25 protein-coding genes and 2 other annotated features are annotated in these 22,835 nt (G+C 41.1%); of the genes, 5 read left to right on the top strand and 20 right to left on the bottom strand.

Features of this window, described 5'->3' with window-relative positions; translation table 11 throughout:
• Positions 1–15: 15 nt before the first annotated feature.
• Both pheS and K8O68_RS13325 read right to left on the bottom strand, forming a co-directional pair.
• A complete protein-coding gene (pheS, locus tag K8O68_RS13330; RefSeq protein WP_230897364.1) occupies positions 16–1,050 on the bottom strand; it encodes a phenylalanine--tRNA ligase subunit alpha in 1,035 nt (344 codons plus the stop codon).
• Positions 1,051–1,402: 352 nt separating this feature from the next.
• A complete protein-coding gene (locus K8O68_RS13325; protein WP_230897363.1) occupies positions 1,403–2,158 on the bottom strand; it encodes a TrmH family RNA methyltransferase in 756 nt (251 codons plus the stop codon).
• A 159-nt stretch (positions 2,159–2,317) separates the two neighbouring features.
• Between K8O68_RS13325 and sspI the strand changes: the two genes are divergently transcribed.
• The 4 genes from sspI (at position 2,318) to K8O68_RS13305 (ending at position 6,035) form a co-directional block, all read left to right on the top strand.
• Positions 2,318–2,530 carry a small acid-soluble spore protein SspI gene (gene sspI / locus K8O68_RS13320; RefSeq protein ID WP_230897362.1) on the top strand — a complete coding sequence of 71 codons (213 nt, stop codon included), beginning with the start codon at positions 2,318–2,320 and terminating at the stop codon, positions 2,528–2,530.
• 190 nt (positions 2,531–2,720) lie between these two features.
• Positions 2,721–3,659 (top strand): AAA family ATPase, encoded by a 939-nt coding sequence (locus K8O68_RS13315; protein WP_230897505.1) that lies wholly within the window; start codon positions 2,721–2,723, stop codon positions 3,657–3,659.
• Complete coding sequence (locus tag K8O68_RS21625; RefSeq protein ID WP_230897361.1) at positions 3,656–4,897, top strand: DUF58 domain-containing protein; 1,242 nt, start codon at positions 3,656–3,658, stop codon at positions 4,895–4,897. Before K8O68_RS13315 ends, K8O68_RS21625 begins: the two co-directional genes overlap by 4 nt.
• Positions 4,884–6,035 carry a hypothetical protein gene (locus K8O68_RS13305; RefSeq protein WP_230897360.1) on the top strand — a complete coding sequence of 384 codons (1,152 nt, stop codon included), beginning with the start codon at positions 4,884–4,886 and terminating at the stop codon, positions 6,033–6,035. Before K8O68_RS21625 ends, K8O68_RS13305 begins: the two co-directional genes overlap by 14 nt.
• A gap of 6 nt (positions 6,036–6,041) precedes the next feature.
• Here the strand turns inward: K8O68_RS13305 and K8O68_RS13300 are convergent, their stop codons facing one another.
• The 3 genes from K8O68_RS13300 to K8O68_RS13290 form a co-directional block, all read right to left on the bottom strand.
• Positions 6,042–6,863, bottom strand: coding sequence for a YitT family protein (locus tag K8O68_RS13300; protein ID WP_230897359.1), 822 nt, complete (start codon positions 6,861–6,863; stop codon positions 6,042–6,044).
• Between the two features lie 207 nt (positions 6,864–7,070).
• Entirely contained in the window at positions 7,071–8,150 is a 1,080-nt protein-coding gene (locus tag K8O68_RS13295) for a M42 family metallopeptidase (protein WP_093049570.1), read from the bottom strand.
• A 99-nt stretch (positions 8,151–8,249) separates the two neighbouring features.
• Positions 8,250–8,750 carry a dUTP diphosphatase gene (locus K8O68_RS13290; RefSeq protein WP_230897358.1) on the bottom strand — a complete coding sequence of 167 codons (501 nt, stop codon included), beginning with the start codon at positions 8,748–8,750 and terminating at the stop codon, positions 8,250–8,252.
• A gap of 207 nt (positions 8,751–8,957) precedes the next feature.
• Between K8O68_RS13290 and K8O68_RS13285 the strand changes: the two genes are divergently transcribed.
• On the top strand, positions 8,958–9,362 hold the full coding sequence (locus tag K8O68_RS13285; protein ID WP_230897357.1) for a sigma-w pathway protein ysdB: 405 nt from the start codon (positions 8,958–8,960) through the stop codon (positions 9,360–9,362).
• Positions 9,363–9,534: 172 nt separating this feature from the next.
• On the opposite strand, the gene K8O68_RS13280 is transcribed toward K8O68_RS13285, so the two are convergent.
• From K8O68_RS13280 to coaE, 15 genes are all read right to left on the bottom strand, one after another.
• The gene (locus tag K8O68_RS13280; protein ID WP_230897356.1) at positions 9,535–10,119 is read right to left on the bottom strand and encodes a TVP38/TMEM64 family protein; all 585 of its coding nucleotides are present in this window, start codon (positions 10,117–10,119) and stop codon (positions 9,535–9,537) included.
• Between the two features lie 66 nt (positions 10,120–10,185).
• Positions 10,186–10,470, bottom strand: coding sequence for a DUF1294 domain-containing protein (locus K8O68_RS13275; protein ID WP_230897355.1), 285 nt, complete (start codon positions 10,468–10,470; stop codon positions 10,186–10,188).
• 99 nt (positions 10,471–10,569) lie between these two features.
• Positions 10,570–10,926, bottom strand: a complete 357-nt coding sequence (gene rplT, locus K8O68_RS13270; protein WP_230897354.1) for a 50S ribosomal protein L20 — start codon at positions 10,924–10,926, stop codon at positions 10,570–10,572.
• Between the two features lie 48 nt (positions 10,927–10,974).
• The gene (rpmI, locus tag K8O68_RS13265; RefSeq protein ID WP_093049559.1) at positions 10,975–11,166 is read right to left on the bottom strand and encodes a 50S ribosomal protein L35; all 192 of its coding nucleotides are present in this window, start codon (positions 11,164–11,166) and stop codon (positions 10,975–10,977) included.
• A gap of 100 nt (positions 11,167–11,266) precedes the next feature.
• The gene (infC, locus tag K8O68_RS13260; RefSeq protein ID WP_230897504.1) at positions 11,267–11,770 is read right to left on the bottom strand and encodes a translation initiation factor IF-3; all 504 of its coding nucleotides are present in this window, start codon (positions 11,768–11,770) and stop codon (positions 11,267–11,269) included.
• Between the two features lie 94 nt (positions 11,771–11,864).
• Positions 11,865–11,985 (bottom strand) — a sequence feature (ribosomal protein L20 leader region).
• 158 nt (positions 11,986–12,143) lie between these two features.
• On the bottom strand, positions 12,144–14,093 hold the full coding sequence (gene thrS / locus K8O68_RS13255; protein ID WP_230897353.1) for a threonine--tRNA ligase: 1,950 nt from the start codon (positions 14,091–14,093) through the stop codon (positions 12,144–12,146).
• 150 nt (positions 14,094–14,243) lie between these two features.
• Positions 14,244–14,477: a binding site (T-box leader), on the bottom strand.
• Positions 14,478–14,523: 46 nt separating this feature from the next.
• Positions 14,524–15,423, bottom strand: coding sequence for a putative sporulation protein YtxC (locus tag K8O68_RS13250; protein ID WP_230897352.1), 900 nt, complete (start codon positions 15,421–15,423; stop codon positions 14,524–14,526).
• Positions 15,424–15,599: 176 nt separating this feature from the next.
• Entirely contained in the window at positions 15,600–16,706 is a 1,107-nt protein-coding gene (gene mqnC, locus K8O68_RS13245; protein ID WP_230897351.1) for a cyclic dehypoxanthinyl futalosine synthase, read from the bottom strand.
• A 96-nt stretch (positions 16,707–16,802) separates the two neighbouring features.
• Positions 16,803–17,741 (bottom strand): primosomal protein DnaI, encoded by a 939-nt coding sequence (gene dnaI, locus K8O68_RS13240; RefSeq protein ID WP_230897350.1) that lies wholly within the window; start codon positions 17,739–17,741, stop codon positions 16,803–16,805.
• Positions 17,742–19,157, bottom strand: a complete 1,416-nt coding sequence (locus K8O68_RS13235) for a replication initiation and membrane attachment family protein (RefSeq protein ID WP_230897349.1) — start codon at positions 19,155–19,157, stop codon at positions 17,742–17,744.
• 78 nt (positions 19,158–19,235) lie between these two features.
• A complete protein-coding gene (nrdR, locus tag K8O68_RS13230; protein WP_230897348.1) occupies positions 19,236–19,700 on the bottom strand; it encodes a transcriptional regulator NrdR in 465 nt (154 codons plus the stop codon).
• A 103-nt stretch (positions 19,701–19,803) separates the two neighbouring features.
• A complete protein-coding gene (locus K8O68_RS13225) occupies positions 19,804–20,208 on the bottom strand; it encodes a DUF1499 domain-containing protein (protein ID WP_093049537.1) in 405 nt (134 codons plus the stop codon).
• A 99-nt stretch (positions 20,209–20,307) separates the two neighbouring features.
• A complete protein-coding gene (gene speD, locus K8O68_RS13220) occupies positions 20,308–20,700 on the bottom strand; it encodes an adenosylmethionine decarboxylase (protein WP_230897347.1) in 393 nt (130 codons plus the stop codon).
• Positions 20,701–20,962: 262 nt separating this feature from the next.
• Complete coding sequence (locus tag K8O68_RS13215) at positions 20,963–21,991, bottom strand: glyceraldehyde-3-phosphate dehydrogenase (RefSeq protein WP_230897346.1); 1,029 nt, start codon at positions 21,989–21,991, stop codon at positions 20,963–20,965.
• Positions 21,992–22,240: 249 nt separating this feature from the next.
• Complete coding sequence (coaE, locus tag K8O68_RS13210) at positions 22,241–22,834, bottom strand: dephospho-CoA kinase (RefSeq protein ID WP_230897345.1); 594 nt, start codon at positions 22,832–22,834, stop codon at positions 22,241–22,243.
• Position 22,835 lies beyond the last annotated feature (1 nt).

Genomic DNA, 22,835 nt, shown 5'->3' with positions numbered 1-22,835 from the left:
TCCCTCTCAGTTTTATTAAACGCGGGTAAACTGGGTTAAAAACCGTTTATCATTCGTATAGAAATGACGAATATCGTCAATTCCGTATTTCAGCATGGCAAACCGTTCTACCCCCATACCAAAAGCGAACCCTGAATATTTGTCCGGATCAAATCCGCCCATTTTAAGTACATTCGGGTGCACCATTCCGGCTCCCAGCACTTCAATCCATCCAGTTTGTTTACATGTCCGGCAACCTTTTCCTCCGCACATTGCACAGGAAATATCAAGTTCGGCCGATGGCTCGGTAAAAGGGAAAAAGCTTGGACGGAGACGAATGTCCCGCTCTTCTCCAAAATATTGTTTAACAAATGTAGCAAAAATTCCTTTTAAGTCACTCATACGGATTCCTTCATCAACGACAAGACCTTCTATTTGCATAAACTGGTGCGAGTGGGTCGCATCATCTTCATCACGTCTGTACACTTTCCCTGGACAAACGATTTTCACAGGACCCTGGCCTTCATGTTTTTCCATCGTTCGTGTCTGAACCGGAGACGTCTGCGTTCTTAACAAAAGGTCTGAAGTGATGAAAAAAGTGTCCTGCATATCCCTTGCCGGATGATGTTTAGGCAGGTTAAGCGACTCAAAATTATAATAATCTGTTTCAACTTCTGGACCTTCTGCTACGTTAAAGCCCATACCGATAAATACGTCTTCAATTGTTTCAACAACGGAGGTTAACGGATGGCGGCTCCCTTTGGGAACAGGACGGCCAGGCAGCGTCACGTCGATACTTTCTTTTTTTAACTTTTCAAGCATAGCCGCTTCTTCAAAGGCTTTTTCTTTTTCTTCAATATAACTTTTTACAGATTCCCTTACTTCGTTCGCTTTCTGTCCTACTTTTGGGCGTTCCTCAGCAGAAAGTTTGCCCATTCCCTTCATGACTTCGGTAATTGGTCCTTTCTTTCCTAAATAGGCAATGCGCACTTCTTTTAAATCATTTAAGTCCTCTGATTCAGCAACTTTTTTCATGGCTTCATCATGAAGCTCCTGTAGACGGTCTAACATAATTCTCCTCCTCTAACTAGTGTATATTTGAGGCAAACAAAAAGAGCCTCCCCCCTTGGGTAAGGGACGAAGGCTCGCGGTACCACCCTTGTTAATACGCCGGAATTCAACTGGCGGATTCACTCATTTAAGAAGATAACGGCCTTCCTGCCGGATCACCTTTTCGGGGAGTGCCCTATTCCGGTGTCGACTCAGGAGTGAATTCGGCCGTTGTCCCATAGAAGTGCTTCCAGTCTGCGGCACTTCCTCCCTAAATGGGATGAAAATCGACGTACTACTCTCCATCGCTGTCTTTTCAAGTCATATATGTTGAATATTATATAAGGTTTATAGCAATTTCGCAAACGGAATTTTAATCTTCTCTTAAATGGTACAGTAATATTCCTGTCGCAATGGCTACATTTAATGATTCTGCCTCGCCAAAGATAGGAATATACAAGTTCTGGTCTGTCTGTTCAAGCAGTTCGGGATTTACTCCACTGCCTTCATTACCGACAATGAGTGCAAACTTCTTCTGGGGCTGAATAGCTGTGTAGGTACTGCCTTTTAAGCTGGTTCCAAACACAGGCAGTTTGTTTTCTTTACAGATTTCCACTGCTTCTTCAAGATTCATTTTTTGAATCGGCAAATGAAACAGTGATCCTTGAGTTGAACGAATCACTTTCCCATTGTAAGGGTCGGCTGTTCCCTGACCAAGAACAACTCCCGACATCCCTGCAGCGTCAGCTGTACGGATCATCGCCCCTAAATTTCCAGGATCCTGTACAGCATCTATAAATAAGTATTTCCCGTCATCCAAAGGAAGGTTTTCTTTCTCAGGCTGTTCACAGACTGCTAAAATTCCCTGGGGTGTTTCCGTTTCTGTTAATTCTTTCATCACCCGGTCTGTGACATAGACTTTTGTAAGCTCTTTGACATTCCACTCTTCAGGCATTTGCCGCCCTTCCTGGATGACTAAGTCCTTTATGCTTAACTGGGATTTTAACGCTTCTTCAATTAAATGTTTTCCTTCAATCAAGAAAAGACCTGATTTATCTCTTTCTTTTTTAGTATGAAGTTTTTTCCATGCTTTAATTTTTGCGTTTTGAGCTGACTCAATAATTTCCATAAAAACTTCTTTCCTTTCATTTCAGAACTTGGGGGGTGGAACAAAAGCATCCTGAAACTTTCAGGTTACATATTCATTACAGGTTTTATCCATACTATAACAGAATTAACAAATCAAAACGATTTAATTCTCTATAAATTAAAAAAGGAGAAATGTAAAATGACTACTAACTTTAATTTGCGCGGGGCTATCTTACAAAATGTCTCAGGAAGCAGCCAACAAGATGTAGAGGCTACGATCGTTGATGCGATTCAAAGCGGAGAAGAAAAAATGCTGCCTGGATTAGGAGTATTAATGGAAGTCTTCTGGAAAGAAGCAAGCGAGGAAGAAAAACAGTCTATAACTGAACGTATTTCAAAGGGATTGCAATAAACCGGCTATCACCCGCCTTGAAGTCTTTACTTCAAGGTCTTTTCTTTTCTTCTAATATTGGATAAAATTTATTTCCATTTTAAGAATTCAAAGTCACAAAATTGGTCAGCTTCCAGATATGCTATAATAAGGATATTAATTTTCAGAATAGTTTGATCACAAGGAGTCAATTATGCTAGAAAATACAACTATTTTACAAAATATGCGGAAAGCTGTTGATGAAGTCATTATAGGTAAGTCACATGTGACTGAAATGCTCCAAACCGCTTTGCTTTGCGGCGGGCATGTACTTTTGGAAGATGTTCCAGGAACAGGAAAAACTAAGCTTGCTAAATCTTTCAGCAGACTGATAAACGGCTCTTTCAGGCGTATACAGTTTACGCCTGACCTTATGCCAACTGATGTCACAGGCTTTCATTATTTTAACCAGAAAACAGCTGAATTCGAGCTTCGTGAAGGACCGGTAATGACTAATATTCTCCTTGCAGATGAAATCAACAGAGCCACTCCCCGTTCCCAGGCCAGTTTGCTTGAAGTAATGGAAGAAAACCAAGTGACTATCGATGGTTCTGCACTCAAGCTGCCAGAGCCTTTTATGGTGATGGCTACTCAAAACCCTGTCGAGTACCGGCAAGGTAACTTCCCTCTCCCCGAAGCCCAGCTTGACCGTTTTCTGCTGACTGTGAAAATGGGATATCCTGCATTTGAGGAAGAAAGAAAAATGATCCAGACATATAAACATGAGCGGGAAAAAGAAATTACCGCACCAGTTTCGACGATTGATCAGATTAAGAAAATGAAAAAAGAGGTTGAACAAGTATCAGTCAATGAACCGACGGAAACTTATATTTTGCAGCTGGTAGAAGCAACCCGTATGTCACCTGACGTTACTGCAGGTGTCAGCCCGCGGGGGACACTGGCGTTAATGAAAGCAGGCCAGGCTCTGGCTTATATTCGGGGCAAAACATTTGTCAGCCCGGAAGAAATTAAGTCGCTCGCTCCAAATGTGCTTTCCCACAGGCTCGTTTTAACACTTGAAGGCTCTATGAAAAAAACAAAGATAAGTGTGATCGAACAGGTGCTTCATGATATACCCGTCCCGGTGGAGGAAGGATTTGAAACTCAGTGAAAGTTCATTCTGCCAACTTGCAATCCTATGATTCGAAGCACGTATATGCTGTGATTTACCGGGATTCTGTCCAAGTTATTTTTTACTTTCTTTTGTTTTTTATGGTGGTCGTTACGCTAGTTACACGGGACTCTTTCATCGCCTCGCTAACTGTTTTTTTTCTGCTGATGGCATTATTGAACCGCTTATATTTAACTTATTTATGCCGAACCCTGGTTTGGGGTTCTGCATTTAAAGACCATAGAATTTTCCCAGGCACCGATAATAAACTTTCCATAATATTTAAAAACCAGCGGGTCATTCCTGTTTTATCAGCCAGCTGCCAAATTAAGGTCAACGACCCGGAAAAAGCAGTTGAAATTCTCCAGGACGGAAAGTGGTCTTCTCCGGAGGAAATAAACGAGATCTCCTTTCAGTTACAGGGGTTTTCTCAATTCATTTACGAGGTTGAATTAAAAGGTATAAAACGAGGTCCGGTGCTGTGCAGCCATCTGGAAATTACTTTATACGATCTTTTTCACCTGAATTATATTAAACTTTACGCAGAGCAGAGCCTTTCCAGCCAGATGATTGTGTATCCGCGTATAACAGAGACTGTTTACCGGGAACAAGATATCTCTCATGGAGACAACCACGCGCGGGCCTTGTTGGCATTTAATGAAGATGCCCTCGTTCGAAACAACAGACCTTATGAATATGGAGACCCGCTTAACCGGATCCATTGGAAACTGAGTGCAAAGAGCGGTGAATGGTTTACAAAAGAGTATGAGAAAAAAAACGAGCCTAATTGGACAATTGTCACTAATTTAAATGATTATTACGCAGGTTCTTTTGTAAATGAAAATATTGAAAATATATTAAGTCATGCAGCCTTTTTATGCCTTAAAGCTACAGAAAAAAACACACCGTTTGAATTAATCCTTAACCAGACGACTCCCCGATCAGACTACGGACTGCATCTGAAAGCCGGTGAAGGGAGAGAGCATTTATCGAAAGCTTTAGAGATCCTGGCAAGAGTCCGCAGGCTCAGCATGACGATCCATCCTGAAATTCCTCTGTCTTTTCTTATAAGAGAATACCGGTATCATCCGGTGGTTTTCCAGCTTGGGTACGTTACAGAGACGATGGAAAATCAAATTGCTCACCTGGAAAAACAAGGTTCTTCAGTACATATCGTTCCATTTAATACTGGCCCTCTTGAAAAACCAGTGAAGGAGAATAGAAATGAAGGCAAATAGGTGGGGCAAATATGCTGCGGAAATGTTTTTGTTATATCTTCTGTTTTTTCCTGTCCACCAGTTACAAGGCTATGAAAGCAGCGTTTTATTTGGGCTTATTATTACCGGCACATTTCTTAATCAATGGCTGCTTAAAAGAAAGTTTTTCCTGCTCCCTGCAGGCTCTTCTATCCCCGCAGTTGCCGGCCTGGGCTGGATGGCAGGCTTTACACTGTTTATTTCAGGACTCACAGCTATTATACTTTTTTGGCGTACTTCAGTTGTTAGACAAAGTACCGAATCAGAGATCAGACTATTTATCGGCACGCTTCTCATTGGAATACCCTACTATTTAATTTATCAATCAAACCAAATAGCCGCGCTTATAAGCTTTCAGCTGTTACTCGTTTTACTGCTTAAGCTTTTTTCGGTGGCAAAGGCTTCTGCCAATAAGACAAAGGAGCAATGGAAGGCTTTTCTCTCATCCTCTGCTGTTATTGTTGCCGGGTGCGGCTTGACGGCAATAACGGTGGCTATTTACCCGTATGTCTTACACGTTCTTCATGTGGGGATTTATTATATTGTCCTGGCCGCTGCAACTATCGTATCGCCTCTTATTAATTTTCTGGATTTATCAGAATATATCACTATGGCTCCGCCTGGAGAAGCGCCGTCAGAGACAGGGCAAAGTCAGCCGCTTGATTTATCTGAACAGGAACAAACCTTTTCTGCTGATTTTTATTCTGCAGCTGGTTGGTTAATCGGTTTAGTGTTCCTTACAATTCTTCTTATAATAATTATTAGAAAAAAGAAAGAGAATGCCTGGAATAATGAGGTAATAAAAGAAGGAGAGGTTCTATCACATAAAGAAAGACGCTCACTGTTGAGTCGGTCACGTAAGCGGAGTGGAAAACCGGCCCATGAAGTAAGAAAACTGTTTTTAACCTTACAAAAAATATACGCAAAAGCAGGTTACCCAAGAAAGTCTTCTGAGACGGCAGAGGAATGGTTTAACAGCCTGCCTGAAACTGAGGAGGTAAAGGGAAAAGTGCTTAGTATCTATAATGATGTGAGATACGGAGAAAAGCTGCCTGCAAAAGATGAGGTTCGTGCATACCGGAAGGCTGTAAAAAAAATGAAACGGACAGCAGGGAAATAGGAAACTTCAGTCCCTCCTGAAGTTTCCCATAACTTCCATGCTTTCACTGACACTGACAAACGCCTGCGGATCAATCTCTTTTAATATCGGCCTGATAATTGCCAGTTCATAACGGGTAATGACTGTGTAAAGGACTTTCTTTCTTTCTCCGGAATACGCTCCCTGTCCTTCAATAACCGTAATCCCCCGGACTAAATTCGCAAGGAGTTCTTTTTTAAGCTCATCTCCTTTGCTTGTCACTACCATTAAGCTTAGTTTAATGTGGCGGGTGTGCACCCGGTCAATAACTAACCCTGTTATATAAATAGAAAGCATCGTATAGAGCGCGAGTTCCCAGGCGAAGAAAAAACCTGAAATAAAAACGACAATACTGTTAAGGGCAAAAATAAGCCCTCCTAAAGGCACGTCCCATTTTTTTATCAGGACAAGACTGACTACATCAAATCCTCCGGTGGAACTGTAAAAGCGGATGATGACCCCGATAGCCGCCCCGGCAATAACGCCGCCGAATACAGCAGATAGCAAGGCATCCTGTGTAACTTCAATTATTGGAATATAAATTAAAGCAATAGACGTTACCACCACAGAAAAGACACTGTTTCCGATGAACTCTTTCCCCAGTTTCATCCAACCTAAAATTAAGATCGGAATATTTAACAGGACAATCCAGTAACCGGTATTGACCGGAGTCATAAGGCCAAATACCATCGCAAGCCCTGTTACCCCACCGGTAAGTACTTCGTGGGGAAGAAGGAAAAAGTTAAACGCAAAAGCGACTACAATTGAGGAAATAAAAATAATCGTAAGACGAAAAATTCTAGATTGCATATATACACCCCAAACTTTAAATAGTAAAAATGGTAAAAACACTTAGTGAAGTATAATAACTTCATACGACCATCGTCAACAAATAAGCATAATTCTTAAGTATACATGAGGCATACCCCTTCATCGCCACAAGAAAAACCCCTGTTTGTAAAACAGGGGAATCGGTAATCTGACAGCCGCATTCATCATTCAGCGCCTTCCAGGTATTTATTCAAATGTAATCTGATCAACCGTCTTCCGGTCCATTTTCTTAATAACCTCAACGATCAGCTGCACTGCGTTCTCAAAATCATCGCGATGAAGAATAGCTGCATGAGTGTGGATGTACCGGGTTGCAATTGTAATAGATAAGGCCGGCACTCCATTTGCTGTTAAGTGAATCGCGCCTGAATCCGTTCCGCCTCCAGGAACTGAATCGAACTGGTATGGAATCTCTTTTTCATCCGCCGTATCAGTAACGAAATCGCGGAGGCCTTTATGGGAAACCATGGACGCATCATACATAATGATCTGAGGCCCTTTCCCCATCTTAGCAAGTGCGTCTTTTTCAGTCACACCTGGTGTATCTCCAGCGATCCCAACGTCTACTCCAAAACCGATATCCGGCTGAATATAGTGGGCAGATGTACGGGCTCCGCGCAGGCCTACTTCTTCCTGCACTGTTCCTACACCATACACGGTATTTGGATGATCTTCATCTTTTAACCGGCGAAGTACCTCAATAGCAATCGCACACCCAATCCGGTTGTCCCAGGCTTTTGCCATAAGCATTTTTTCATTTTTCATTACAGTAAACTCACAAACCGGAACGACAGAGTCTCCCGGGCGTACACCAAACTCTTCTGCTTCCTCTTTACTCGATGCCCCGATGTCAATAAACATCTCTTTTTTGTCTACGGATTTTTTTCGGGCTTCAGGAGGTAATATATGCGGCGGTTTAGAACCGATCACCCCTGGAATGTTCCCTTTGCGGGTCATCACTGTTACACGCTGTGCAAGCATTACCTGCTCCCACCAGCCGCCTACAGGCTGGAATTTAATAAAACCCCGGTCATCGATATGTGTGACCATAAAGCCGATTTCATCAAGATGCCCTGCCACCATAATTTTTGGTCCATCCTGAACGGTGCCCGTTTTTTTAGCTATCAAACTCCCTAAGTGGTCTGTCTCCACACTTTCGGCAAAGGGTGCTATGTAATTTTTCATTACTTCACGCGGTTCTCTTTCATTTCCAGGTATCCCATTAGCATCTGTTAAATCTTTCAGCATCTTTAACATTTCTTCCATTAATAATGCCTCCCTTTATTTTCAAAAAATTATGTACTTATCTATTATAACGATAAAAAAACGTTTTCTCAATTTTTTCGTAAAACGAAATACTTTTAGTCAGTACCCTTCATCCTGCCTGTGCCGGTTTACTTCATTTTTCTGTTCATAGGAACGAACAATATCCTCCGGCCCAAAACCAAGCTCTGCTCCAATTTTTAAATAATTTGAAAACAGTTTTTTATAGGCTTCCTTTGTCTCTTCTTTTCTGAGGGTAAGCAAGTCTTCCATTACCGTAAAAAAACTTTTTACAAGACAGTTTTCTGAAGCCTTATTCAAGACGGGGTAATGGATGCTAAGTTCGTTATCAAACCCATATTCTATTCCAACCGACAAAAGAAAATGAATGCCATCCACATATTCCTCTAAAATAATCTCATCTTCTGACGGGCCTTTTCCGCTCCAAAACTTAAAACTCCTTGTTTCATTTGCCAGCTCTGCAAGCTCTACCTGAAATGCCATAAGTTTTCTTTCAAGCAAAGGTTCACTTTCCAGGCCGTTTTTTGTCTCAATATAACGGTCTAATTTCTTCTGCATCATAAATAATTCTGTAAAATCCATTCTCATACACCTTCTTCTTGTTTCTTCTGTAAAGATTAACTATACTTTAATGGTAAAAAGTTTTGTTTACCAACTAATATTTTATAATTTATGAAACCTTGTGCCTTTTCCAATCGTAGCATATAACAAGACAGGTTTCATATCTCGTTTTTATTTATAAATAATCAGGGAATCTTATTAAAAAGACCCTTTGAAGGAGAGATGATCATGATTACCGTGATCCTATTTCGAATATTCCTCCTCATAGCTGTAGGAATTATAATCTTCAGTGTTATTAAGTATTTATTTGATCCGCGCCGTAAGCTGGAAAAGGCTTACCGGGATGGCCGTTTTTATTTATTAGACGAGCCGGATAACGTACGCAAAAATGTATTTTTCACTTTTGGAAGCGCCATGTTCGAAGGGGAAAAATTTCTTGGGGCCACAGATGACTCTTTCGAAGTCACTTCTATTATTGTCAGAACAGAAGATATCGATCAGCTCCAGGGTTTAAGCGGCCGGGATTTTAAATTTATTGAAAAAGAACTGCTTCTGCGTTATCCAAAAGCAGAAATTGAATGGAGAAGTCCCATTAATGATTTACTGAAACGGCTGGAGCGCCAGGGAAAGTAAAAGGTGCAAGGAGGACATGTAAATAACTGCTTTTACGCGAAGCCGTTCAGTGCTTTGCGTTTTTTTTGATTAGACGACCCGAGTACAAAGCTAAAATCCGAAGAATTATCTTAATGATAGTTCTTCGGATTTCTTTGTGCTGGCTATTTTTTTGTTCCTGTCTTAAAGGCCGTTATCCTCTCTCTACTGCTTTGTGTGAAAAAAACCTGTTCCACTTATAAACTGCCGTGCCTCTTTTACCTAAATAAGAGAAGACACCTGCCAGAATGGAAAAAAAGATAATGGATAAATACCATGGCATTTCAGTAATTGCCTGGCCGAATGCTGTATAGAGCATAGACGGTAAAATAACACCTATTACGGAATAACGCATATATTCCTTAAAGGTTGAAGTCATTTCCATTAAATATAATGATAACAAATGAAAGTGAATAAAAGGCATCATTCGCAAAATCATAACTTGCCCGATTGTAAAATTGCGGTCTTTAAACACTTTCTTTTTCAGTCTTAAAATACGGGCCCTTATAGAAGGAAATATATCAACAAGTTTGTAAAATACTAAACTCATTAATGAGAGACCGGCAACAGAATAGAGGGTGCCGTAAACGAAACCGAATAAGTAACCTCCCAATATGCAAATAACAATAACGGGAAGGAATAACAGCGGCCTGATTAAATGGACCAGGATAAACAGAACAGGACCAAGCCACCCTGCTTCTTTTATCAGGTGAGGAATCGCTTCTATGAAGTCTTCCATGCTGCAGTCATCCTCCTCTCAATTTATGTGTATGTCCATACAGAAATACACATGCTTTATATATTTTCAATCCAACAGGATATAAAGAGCTGTAAAGATAATTAATTGTAACACAAAGATTGCCGGCAGCCCTATTTTAAATTTAAGTTTTCTTGTTTTGTGCCTGATCATTTTTGAAATGATCAGCATGCCAAGAGCCCCTCCGGAGAAGGCGGCAAATAAAAGAGTATTTTCGGAAATACGCCATGCCCCTTTTCCTGCTCTCCTTTTATCTGAAACCATCATTATAATTCCTGTAATGTTAGTGAGAATAAAAAAGATGATTAGTCCTGTTAATATATTATACGGCATAAGACCGGCCCCTTCTTAATATCCCGATGCAAAAGAAAAGGGCGGCAAAAGATTGATTAAACAATCTTATGCGCCACCCTTTAGAAAAGTTAATTTAAATTACTTCAAGCCTGCTTTTGCTTTTTCTGCAAGGTCTGCGAAACCTCTTTCATCGTTTACAGCTAAATCAGCAAGCATCTTACGGTTCATGTCAATTCCTGATTGCTTAAGGCCGTGCATGAAACGGTTGTATGAAAGACCATTCAGTCTTGCCGCTGCATTAATACGGGCAATCCAAAGCTTACGGAAATCACGTTTTTTCTGACGTCGATCGCGGTAAGCGTACTGAAATGATTTCATCACCTGTCCTTGCGCTGTCTTAAATAATCTATGCTTGGATCCTACATAACCTTTAGCAAGTTTTAAAACTTTTTTACGACGACGACGGGCAACATATCCGCCTTTTACTCTAGCCATCGTAATCCCTCCTTTATAAGTAAAATCTACGTAGTTTAAATTTCAGTGTTATTTAACCATTTCTCCGATACGCTTCTGGTCACCTTTGCTGACGATCCCTGATTTACGAAGCTTACGCTTTTGTTTCTGGGATTTGTTAGCAGCCAAGTGGCTTGTAAACGCATGTCCGCGCTTCAATTTACCAGTACCAGTCTTTTTAAAACGTTTGGATGCCCCACTGTGGGTTTTCATTTTAGGCATTCTAAATTCCTCCTGTCCGGGTAATCGTTGTTGTTGTCGGGTGAATTTACGGTCGGTTGTTGTCTTGCTGCCAATCAAACGAGATCAGCGGTCAAACGGTCTACTTTTCAGCCGTCGGGGCGAGTACAAGGAACATGCTGCGCCCTTCCATCTTCGGCTTTGCTTCAATTGTTGAGATATCTTCGCACTCTTTTGCCAATTTCATGAGCACATCCCGCCCAAGTTCAGAGTGAGTGATCGCACGGCCGCGGAAACGGATTGCTGCTTTCACTTTATCTCCCTTTGTCAGGAATTTACGGGCATTACGAAGCTTCGTATTGAAATCATGTTCTTCAATATTCGGACTTAAGCGCACTTCTTTTACATTGATAATTTTCTGCTTTTTACGAGCCTCTTTTTCTTTCTTTTGTTGCTCGAAACGATATTTCCCGTAATCCATAATCCGGCAGACGGGCGGTTTCGCATTTGGTGCAACCATCACTAAATCCAACTCTGCATTTTTTGCCATATCAAGAGCTTCCTGTTTTGACTTAACACCAATTTGATCTCCATTAGCGCCAATCAGCCTTACTTCGCGGGCGCGAATGTTTTCGTTAACGAACATATCCTTACTAATATTGAGCCACCTCCATAATAATTGCGGATCAAAGCAAGATATTCCTCTTACGTGTTTCATTTGGGTTAATGAAACAAAAAGATAATACAAAAAAGTGTGGGTGCTTAATGCGCCCACACTTCGACATATGTCTCCGAAAATAATTCGTAACCTGCCAGCCCAATTGCCAATCAGGTGAGAAGCGGGCGCTTCTTCTTGCTTTGTTTCCTGTATTTTGTTCACTTGAATAATGTACCACAGGGGATGAGCCATGTCAAACAATGATGTGGTTTCACCTTAAAATTTTATTTAACTTGGCTGATTTACTGAAGAAAAGCCCCTGCTCTTCTTAAAGAACCTAAGAAAGCTTTCGCTTAATATTTTATCCCTGGCTGTAACTGGTTATTTCTTCTTTAATCTGCTTAACAAACTGTGCGAGACCGACTTCTTCTGTTTCTTTCTGGCCGTAGCGGCGGACGTTAACAGCTTCAGCCTCAATTTCTTTGTCCCCGAGGACGAGAAGGTAAGGAATCTTCTGCATTTGGGCCTCCCGGATTTTATAGCCGAGCTTTTCATCCCGAACATCTACGTGGACACGAATACCTTCTTTCTTTAACTCGTCTTCCACTTTTCTTACGTAATCCATATGCACATCACTTACCGGAATAGCTTGTACCTGAACAGGGGCAAGCCATGTAGGAAAAGCACCTTTATATTCTTCAATTAGAAAAGCGACAAAACGCTCCATCGTGGAGACGACGCCCCGGTGAATAACTACAGGCCGGTGGTCTTTTCCGTCTTCCCCTGTATAAGTGAGATCAAAGCGGTTAGGGAGGTGGAAATCCAGCTGAACAGTAGATAACGTTTCATCTTTACCCAGAGCTGTTTTAACCTGAACATCAAGCTTAGGTCCGTAAAATGCTGCCTCTCCTTCAGCTTCAATATAGTCTACTCCCATCTCATCGACTGCTTCCTTGAGCATGTCCTGGGCTTTTACCCACATTTCATCATTATCCACATACTTCTCTTTATCTTCGGGGTCACGGTAAGAAAGACGGAAATAATAATCATTTATTCCAAAGTCTTTATACACTGCCTGGATTAATTCAACCACCCGAATAAATTCTGCTTTAAGCTGGTCTGGACGGCAGAAAATATGGGCGTCATTTAATGTCATTGCACGCACCCGCTGGAGGCCGGCAAGTGCTCCTGACATTTCATGGCGATGCATAGTTCCGAGTTCCGCTATTCGCAGCGGCAAGTTTCGGTAGCTGTGTTTCTGATTTTTATAAATCATCATATGGTGCGGGCAGTTCATCGGCCGCAGGACGAGATCTTCATTATCCATTTCCAGTACAGGAAACATATCTTCCTGATAATGGTCCCAGTGTCCGGATGTTTTATACAGATCTACACTTCCCAGTACCGGTGTATACACGTGGTCGTAACCGAGACGTTCTTCAATATCTACAATATAACGTTCGATCGTCCTGCGTATAGTAGCTCCTTTTGGCAGCCAAAGCGGCAGCCCCTGCCCGACTTTCTGGTTAACTGTAAAGATACCGAGTTCTTTACCCAGTTTCCGGTGATCCCGCTCTTTTCGTTCTTCAAGCAGTTTTAAATAATCGTCTACTTGCGACTGCTTAGGAAAAGCCGTGCCGTAAATTCGCTGCAGCATCTTATTATTACTGTCACCGCGCCAGTAGGCTCCATTAATCTGCATCAGCTTAAATTTCTTCAGCTTGCTGGTAGAGGGCACGTGGACACCCCGGCAAAGGTCAAAAAATTCACCTTGTTCATATACGCTGATTGTTTCGCCTTCGGGAATGTCTTCCAGCAGCTCAAGTTTTAATTCGTCACCAATTTCCTTATACCGGGCCACAGCCTCTTCACGAGTTACTTCTACACGGTTTATTTCCAGGTTTTCGTCGATGATGCGTTTCATTTCTTTCTCGATTTTAGGGAGGTCTTCAGGGGTTAACGTCTCCTCCATATCAATATCATAATAAAAACCTTCTTCTATGACAGGTCCGACGCCTAACTTCACATTTCCGTAAAGGCGTTTAACCGCCTGTGCCATTAGGTGGGCTGTACTGTGCCTTAAAATGTCCAGGCCTTCATCTGAATTGTAAGTAATGATTTCAATCTGCCCGTCTTTAGTAATAGGCTGCCTGAAATCGACAGGCTCTCCATTCAATTTGCCTGCAAGGGCATTCTTTTTTAATCCCGGGGAAATAGAGGCAGCTATTTCCTCTGTAGTGACTCCTTCATCAAATTCCTTTTTGGCTCCATCAGGAAAAGTAAGGGTCACCTTTTCTTTTAATTCTGCCATCAGTTAACACTCCTTTATTATTTTAAGTTCTGAGAAACAGAATGAATAGAATTGAGAAAAACGTCACTTTCCGCAGTTGCTCACGGAAGCCTCAGAATTTCTTTCACCTTAAACTTTCTTAAAGAACAATAAAAAACACCCGTCCCTCAATCAAGGGACGAGTGTGAGACCGTGGTTCCACCCTATTTTCTGAATGCTTAAAGCCATCCAGCTTCATTTGTTTCCGTAACGGGGAGACCGTCAATGTATACTCAGAAAAAATTCCGTTCCACATTGAAGCTCTGAGGTGGTAAATCATGCATTGCTCACAGGAAACTTCCAGCCACGGTTTCCCTCTCTGGTGCGGCAGGCGGGCATCATTTTTGTCCTCTTCATAGCCTTGATGTTAACTTGCTTATGGATAGTATTATAAGCATGTCTTTTAATAAAATCAAGACGGAAAAGAAGAAGAGTTTTTTATCGGCGCACTGGCCTGCCAATTATTCTGCAAATCAGCCAGCACGATTCGTTCTTCAAATATATTTTTGAGCGTATGGTATAAATCATCATCACAGTTTGCAGAATCAACAACTATTTTTTCAGGTGCCATGCTTACAAGCGGGCCGATAATTCTCTCATGAACAGGGAGAGACCTTTCAAAAGTTGTGACTGTTTCAAGCCATTGATAAATCTGCTTAATTGAAATTTTTTTTCTTTTTTCATCCATAAATTCTATCTTATCTTTCAAATAAACGTAGACCACACTTACACGGGGAGCCTGTTTTCTCAGCAGATCCCTGCACCGGTTAAGCATCAGCTGGTAATCAAGTTCCATTTTGTACTCATCAATAGCATCTTCGGCTAAATAAAGGAGTTTTTCCCTGACAGGTTTTAAACGGAAATATAGAAAAGAATCAAACGAGAAAGACACATGGTTCTCAACAAACGGCGCAAGTTTATAATAAATTTCGCGCTGCCACCCTAAAAAATCAAATGAATAATACCTTTGTTTCTCCATTGGCGAAGGCAGAGATATATTTTTAGCAGTCTGAATTATCGCCTGTATCTCTGTTTCATCTTCATAATAAAAAGCTTCCTGAAGCCACTCTCTCATCCATTTAGTGAAATAATTTGCTACTGTCACGTTCGTGAAAACACTAATAATACCCTGTTTCTGATCTGAAGATAAAGATTCCAGCCCATCCATTAATAAAATTGTTCTGTTGTCTTTCTTTTTAAGATCAACTGCTACCTTGCCATAATCATGTTTCAGCAGCGTTAATAAAGATTCATTCATTTGCTTGTAAAAGGCCTCACCTATTCGTGAATCCTTATAATCAATAGTTAACAACAGCAGCCCCTCCCAATCGTCCATTTCGAGTTGAGGGTCTAAGCGGCTTTTACCCAGCTGAATTTCAACTCTTCACACTAGTACATATATATGGAAAGGCTGGTTAAATATGATTTGAAGTTTCACAAAGTAAAAAAATCCATGCCTCTTTACGAGAGGCATGGATGGAAATTATATTAATTTTGCATCACAAAGTCATTTTCAGCTACTTCGCCGTCTTTAAAGACACGAAGATGATTATACTTAGTATCACGCTGGACAGGAGTTTTGCCTGCTTCACGAATCAAGCGGATAATTAGATTAGTATCAACTTTATATGTCGCCCCGGCTGCTGAAACCACATTTTCTTCCATCATCGTGCTTCCGAAATCATTGCATCCGTAGGAAAGAGAAGTCTTCCCTGTTTCAGGCCCCATCGTCACCCACGATGACTGGAAATTTGCGATATTATCAAGGAAAATACGGGAGATAGCCAGGTTTTTCAAGTAGTCTCTAGGAGTCACTTTTTCACCTTTCATGTTCGTATTTTCCGGCTGGAATGTCCATGAAATAAAGGCGAGAAAACACTCTGCATCATCCTGAGCATCCCGGACACGCTGTAAATGAAGCGCCCGTTCTTCGTAAGTTTCCCCAAAGCCGATAACCATTGTCGCCGTGCCGTGCATCCCTGCTTTCCTGACCGCTTTCATGCAGTCAATCCATTCCTCCCAGGTACCTTTCAGGCGGCTGATCCGTCTCCGGGTGCGATTATCCAAAATCTCAGCGCCGCCCCCAGGGACAGAATCAAGCCCTGCTTCATGCAGCTGAGCCAGAACTTCATCTAAAGACAGACCGGACACTTCAACCATTTTATAAATTTCAGCAGGTGAGAAAGAATGCATCGTAATATTGAAACGCTTTTTAATCTCCTTAAGAAGATCCGTATAATAGCTGAAAGGGAGATTTGGGTTCGTCCCTCCCTGCATTAAAATTTCTGTGCCGTTTACATCAATTGTTTCCTGGATCTTTTTAAATATTTCTTCATTATCAAGAACATATCCGTCTTTTGCGTTAGGAGGACGGTAAAAAGCGCAAAAGCGGCAGTATGTATCACATAAGTTTGTATAGTTCACATTTCTGCCGATAACAAACGTAGTTTCCGGTTCAGGATGCCATTTTTTCATCATTTCATTAGCAACTTCACCCATTTTTTCTACTTCGTCGCTTTTATAAAGTTCTATTGCATCGTCCACTGAGATTCGTTCGCCGTTTCTTGCCCGTTCAAGAATATGATCAATACTCATTGGTGTTTTCCCCCATTCCCAAATGCTAACTTTCTCCCTATATGGTAACACATTTTTATCATTTTCGTTTAATATATCCTTTAACTGAATATATTCTTATTTCTCCCGTTTATTTTCACCCTTCATGTCTATTACTTTATTCAAATGGCGTATTCTTTCAAGTATACGCTTTGCTTTTAACTGATCCACTCTCTCTACTCCTCCTCGTTGAGTAGAAGACAGGTGAATTTCAAGCTCATCTAAATTAAAATTCGAAGTGAAAATTGTCGGCAGTTTTTCCATCATCCGAAATTGAAGTAAAGCTCCTAATATATCATCTCTGACCCAGTTTGACATTGTTTCAGCTCCGATATCATCCAGAATTAACACTTGAGCCTGCTTGACTAAGTTAAGCTTATCCTGATAAGAACCGTCTGAGATGCCATTTTTCAGTTCCCTGAAGAAATCCGGAGCGTAAACAATCATTGTAGAGGTTTCAGCTTCTGCTAAATAGTTGGCGATTGCACCTACCAGAAATGATTTCCCTACTCCGAAGGGCCCGTGAATATAAAGGCCCTGCCCATCTTCACCGGGATTGACATCAGCGCAAAAAGCCATAGCCTTCGTGCACGCTTCAATTCTTGACGGGTTGTCTTCATGAAAATCGTCGAACGTCACCTCTGTCATTTCTTTAGGGATATACAAACTTTGAACGAAGGAAGCTTGCCTTCTTCTCTCATCTTCTTTTTTCTTTAACAGACATGGTTTATATTCCAGTTGAATTTCGCCCCTGTAGAGAGCTGGCACAGGCTGATAACCGCTCATCAGGTTAGGGCATTCGTCCAGCCCCGGACAATAATCACAGTTTTTCCACTGTTCTTTATACTGGTATAATTCATTAATTCCATTTTCCGTCTGTTCTTTCGTAAGTCCCGGGTTCGAGTTTAAAAATGACCTTACATGCCTGTCATCCAGTACTTCACGTTTTATCTCTGCGAATCGCTGTTCAAACCGTTCATTTGAAAATTGGCGAAACGACTGTTTGATGGAATCCATTTACGACTCCTCCTTTTGCTGCTTCTTTTTCCTTAACATTTCCCTGTACTTGGCAGCTTCTTTCTTTGCTTTTTCAAGCTCCTGTTCACTTGCTTCTTCTTTCTTCCAGTTATTATCCGTCATCCACTTAGGCAAAGGTTCTTTCCGGACTTGAGCTGAAGAGCTGCTCTTTTTTTGATAGGAGGGCCTGTCCCCTTTTTCCTGGAAGGTCTGCCGTTTCTGGTTTTCTTTTTTTGCTAAACTCATTGCCTCTTTAACAGTTTTAATTTTTTTGCGTTTCCAGTGTCCCGCAATTTTAAAAGCTAACGCTTTGGATAATTTCTTATCATTAACCATAAAGATATAATCGAGCAGAACATTCACTACCCCTGGTGAAAGTCTATATTCAAATATAAGCCGTTCAATGATATCGATATCTCCTTCATAAACTCTTGCACCGTCGCTAAGCTCTTCCAAGTATTCGATGGGTGCGGTAGTCTCGAAATATTGAATGGTTTTATCTTCTTGTGTCTGAGGGGGGCCTGCCTGGCTTTTGAGTTCTTCCGGCTGTATTCGCAGTCCCAGTCTCGGTGGTTCATCCTGTTCATTCATCCTGTAACGCCGTTTGGCCTGGATTCTAAGCTGGTCCGCATCCAGTTTCTCAGAATGAAGCATCGCATCCTGAATTAAATGCGCCATTTCTTCAGGCTTAAGTTTGTACATGAAAGCGAGCTGGTAAATTAACCGCTGGTTTTTCATGTTCTCTATTTCCGCCTTTGGAATAAATGAAGGTAAATACGACATAAACTGCTGGAAATCAAAGTCATCTTCTGCAAATTTATAGTGGGAATCCGAAGCTTTCCGACCTGCCAAAGGAGAAGAAGACGATAACGTTTCCAGCATGTCGGGAGTCGTGCTCCTCATTTCCGATGGATGAATGGAAGTAAAAACCTGATTAAAACCCTGTGTTATATTTTCCAGATCTCCTGTATTGACCTCTTCAACAGAAAAGTATTGACGCAGCTCCCGGTACTGCTCTTTGCTCCCCAGCTTGTTATATAAAAACACACTTAATAAATCATCATTAAAAAATCCTGAAGCATCCATTGGAGGGTGAAGATGATAGTAATATACAAATTCATCTTCTATTTTTTCCCTGTAAACAGACAAAAGCCCAATCGCCTCAAGTTTTTTTCTTTCTGAGAAAATATGGTCAAGGTGCTGGCCGGTATATGTCATGAGTGTTTTATGAGTCCTTTCAGCCTTTTTAGAGGGCTGCCTTTGGGCATCAAGAGACAGAGTCATATAGAGGCTGTATGCCAGCGAACCGATTAAAGGCTGATATAGAAGCGTTAATACTTCATGGTCTGAAGTATTCCAGTTATAAGACATATATGCAATATATCTGTTTGACGGAAGAATTTCTTTCCAGTGCATCCTTTTTTCACCTGAGCTTTCTTTCTTGCTTTATAATTAATAGAGAAAAATGGAGCAGCTAGGCTCCATTTATCTCTGTTAATTATTATTTTCTCTTTTTATGAGCTCTTTTAATTCATCTATAAATACATTAATATCTTTAAATTGCCGGTATACAGAAGCAAACCTGACATAAGCCACATCATCTATTACAGCCAGCGATTCCATAACTTTTTCGCCAATATGGTCACTGCTCACTTCTGCCAGCCCCTGGTTGCGAATGTCCTTTTCAACATCATCTGTAATGTTTTCCAGTTTCTCTAACGGAACAGGGCGTTTTTCACAAGCGCGAATTAATCCCCTAAGCAATTTTTCCCGGCTGAATTCCTCACGGGTTCCGTCTTTTTTAACGACAATAAGAGGGGTTTTTTCTACTCTTTCAAAGGTCGTAAAACGGTAGCCGCACGAGTCGCATTCTCTTCGACGCCTTATGGATCTGCCTTCGTCACTCGGCCTTGAGTCCAAAACCCTTGTTCCATTGTGCTGACAGCTTGGACATATCATCAGGAATTCACTCCATTCTCTCGTTCAGGGCTGGGAGTTATACAGAAACAGGCTGCCCTGAAATAAGTAAAAAATATTATCGGGTATTACAGTGCAGGAGGGTTTAAACAAGGTCATCCCCTAAACCTGTCCCAACAAACTGCAGTCTTTTATCTAATTCTTTATATAATTCAATGATTAGTTTCCGGCTGTATCCAAAATCACTGAATAGCATTGTTTCGGTGGATGCAGAAAAGTCTACTGCGGTTCGGAAAGGCCTCACCATAATGACAGTGGCTACAAGAAATGCTTTTTTTCCATGTTTTACATGAACTATAATTTCCCCATGCTCTTCAGAAACAGAAGCGACGTCAAAGCCCTGTCGGTTTCTAAGCATTGTTTCCACTTCACGGATCGTTTTATCTTTCATTGATTTATAATAATGGGTTTGTAAATCTTCATTAGAATGTTTTTCGCTTGTTTCAGTGCTGGTGCTGAATATTTTTTTTAAAGTTTGTTTAAATCCCATATCTCATCCCACCTCATTACTATTAAGGATAGCAGTAAATTAACAATTGTTCAATTAGAAAAAACGCCCGTCCCTATAAGGAAAGAGCGTTCTGTACCATTATGATGAAGCGGCTCCTGCCGTGTTTTTCTCCTTAAGCTTTACAGGTCCCATTCCCCGGGGTACTTCAACAATTTCAGACGTTTCAGCCATTAAAGCTTCTGCAATATAATTTGCTGCACTCGCCGGATCAATCCGGTCTCCGCATGTATAAACGTCTATGCTGGCATACCCGTGCTCTGGAAAACTGTGGATAGTGAGATGGGATTCGCTGATAATCACAACTCCGCTTACTCCTTGCGGGGCGAATTTGTGAAATGCCACTTCCCTGATTTCTGCCCCTGCCTGCAGAGCAGCTTTGACAAATAACTGCTCTATGAAGGCCATGTTGTTCAATTTATCTGAATTGCAGCCCCAAAGTTCTGCGATAATATGACGTCCCATTGTTTCCATAAATGTATTCCCCCTTTATTAACTAATGCTTTTTACAGGAAGAATCCCGGTTACCGGGGGAAAGTTATTCCAGAGAGATCTGACCCTTTTAGTAATGACTGATTCTTCTTAAAAGCTTAATCACGGAAATTAGTATACTTTGTTTAGTATCACTTTGCAATCACTTTTCATCCGCAGGTATTAAACTTTTTACAGGGGATTTATTAAGGCCGGATAATCCCACTGCTGCTTCTGGAATTATATACACCTGACTGGCGTCATTTCAGGACGCATGCACTTCAGTTTTTACCGGCAGCCGTTCGGCAGCATACTTTACTAAGTCTACAACACGGCATGAATAACCCCATTCATTATCGTACCAGGCTAAGACTTTAATTTGTCTGCCATCCACAACCATTGTAGAGAGACCATCAATAATTGAAGAATGTGCGTTTCCATTAAAATCTGTAGACACAAGAGGTTCGTCAGTATACTCTATTATGCCCTTCATAGACTGGCTGGCCGCATGCCTCAGTACGGCATTTACTTCTTCTGCAGAAGTCTCTTCCTCAATATTTACCACAAGGTCAACGAGTGACACATTTGGTGTCGGTACTCTTAATGCCATGCCGTGCAGCTTCCCTTTCAAATCAGGAAGTACTTTTCCAATTGCTTTTGCAGCCCCTGTAGTCGTTGGAATAATAGACTGTCCGCATGCTCTTGCCCTCCGTAAATCTTTATGAGGATTGTCAATATTTTTCTGGTCATTTGTATATGAATGCACGGTAGTCATTACTCCGGACTGGACAGTAAAGGTATCGTGAAGTACTTTTGCTACCGGAGCGAGGCAATTAGTCGTACAAGAGGCATTAGAGATAATGTGATGAGACTCAGGATCATAGATCTCTTCATTTACTCCATAAACAAGTGTGACATCTTCATTTTTGCCCGGTGCAGTAATAACTACTTTTTGAGCTCCTGCCTTCAGATGAAGGGAAGCGTCTTCTTTCGAGGTAAACTTCCCTGTTGCTTCAACAACAATGTCAATATTCAGTTCTTTCCAAGGAAGTTGTTCAGGATCCCTGCTAGAACATAACTCAATTCTTCGGCCATCAACTAATAAAGCTCCGTCTTCTGCTGTAACACTTTTATCAAAAGTTCCATGTACAGTATCGTATTTAATCAGATGAGCAAGGGTTTCAGCGGGATAACTCGCATTAATTGCTGCGACTTCAATGTCTTTATCATTCACACATTTTCTGAAAACCATCCGTCCGATTCTGCCAAACCCATTAATTGCTACACGAGTCATTAAGCATCCCTCCAAGTATATATGTCACATTAATTATTAACTAATCGAAAATTAGTATAACATATTATATGAATAAAGAGGGGCTTTTTGTTAAAAACTATTCTGGATTTTTTTAGTATGAGTTATTTACACTAAAATCCAAAAGACTTAAGCCTAGCAAGTATGAGCTTTATGGCTTTAAAATTCACTTTCCAAAGTACAAAAAAAGACCCGGCGATCCGTCACCGAGTCTGAATTAAAAAGGTTATACTAATTGTTCCTAAACTTTTTAAGGAGTCTTTTAACTTGCTGTCGAGTTTCTTCTCGGCTGCCTGAATTATCTATAACATAGGAAGCGTATGATCTCTTTTTTTCAATTGGAAGTTGAGCATTTATCCGCTTGAGTGCTTCTTCTTTGGAATATGAATTTCTCTCCATTAACCGTTCAAGCTGAATATTTTCAGGCACATAAACAACCAGGACGTCATCAACCATGTGGAAAAGATCGCTTTCAATCAGGAGAGGAATATCCATTACAACTAAAGAGTGCCCGTTTTCTTTGCAGCATTCCGCCTCTTTCTTCATTTTTTGTCTGACAGCTGGATGAACAATTCCGTTTAAAACTTTACGCTCTTTCTCATTATTAAAAACAATTCTCCCTAATTTTTCTCTGTTGATTGTACCGTCCTCATTTAAAATGGAGAGCCCGAAGTGGTTAATTATATCCTGATAGGCTTTTTCCCCCGGCTCAACTGCTTCCCTTGCCGCTATATCTGCATCTATCACGGGAATTCCTTCGTTTCTAAAAATGTCAGAGACAGTGCTTTTTCCAGTAGCAATGCCTCCTGTTAATCCTAATATCACA

The sequence above is a fragment of the Salipaludibacillus sp. CUR1 genome (assembly GCF_021028955.1).
In the GTDB taxonomy this organism is placed as follows: domain Bacteria; phylum Bacillota; class Bacilli; order Bacillales; family Salisediminibacteriaceae; genus Salipaludibacillus.
This window is presented reverse-complemented; position numbering and strand designations above follow the sequence as displayed.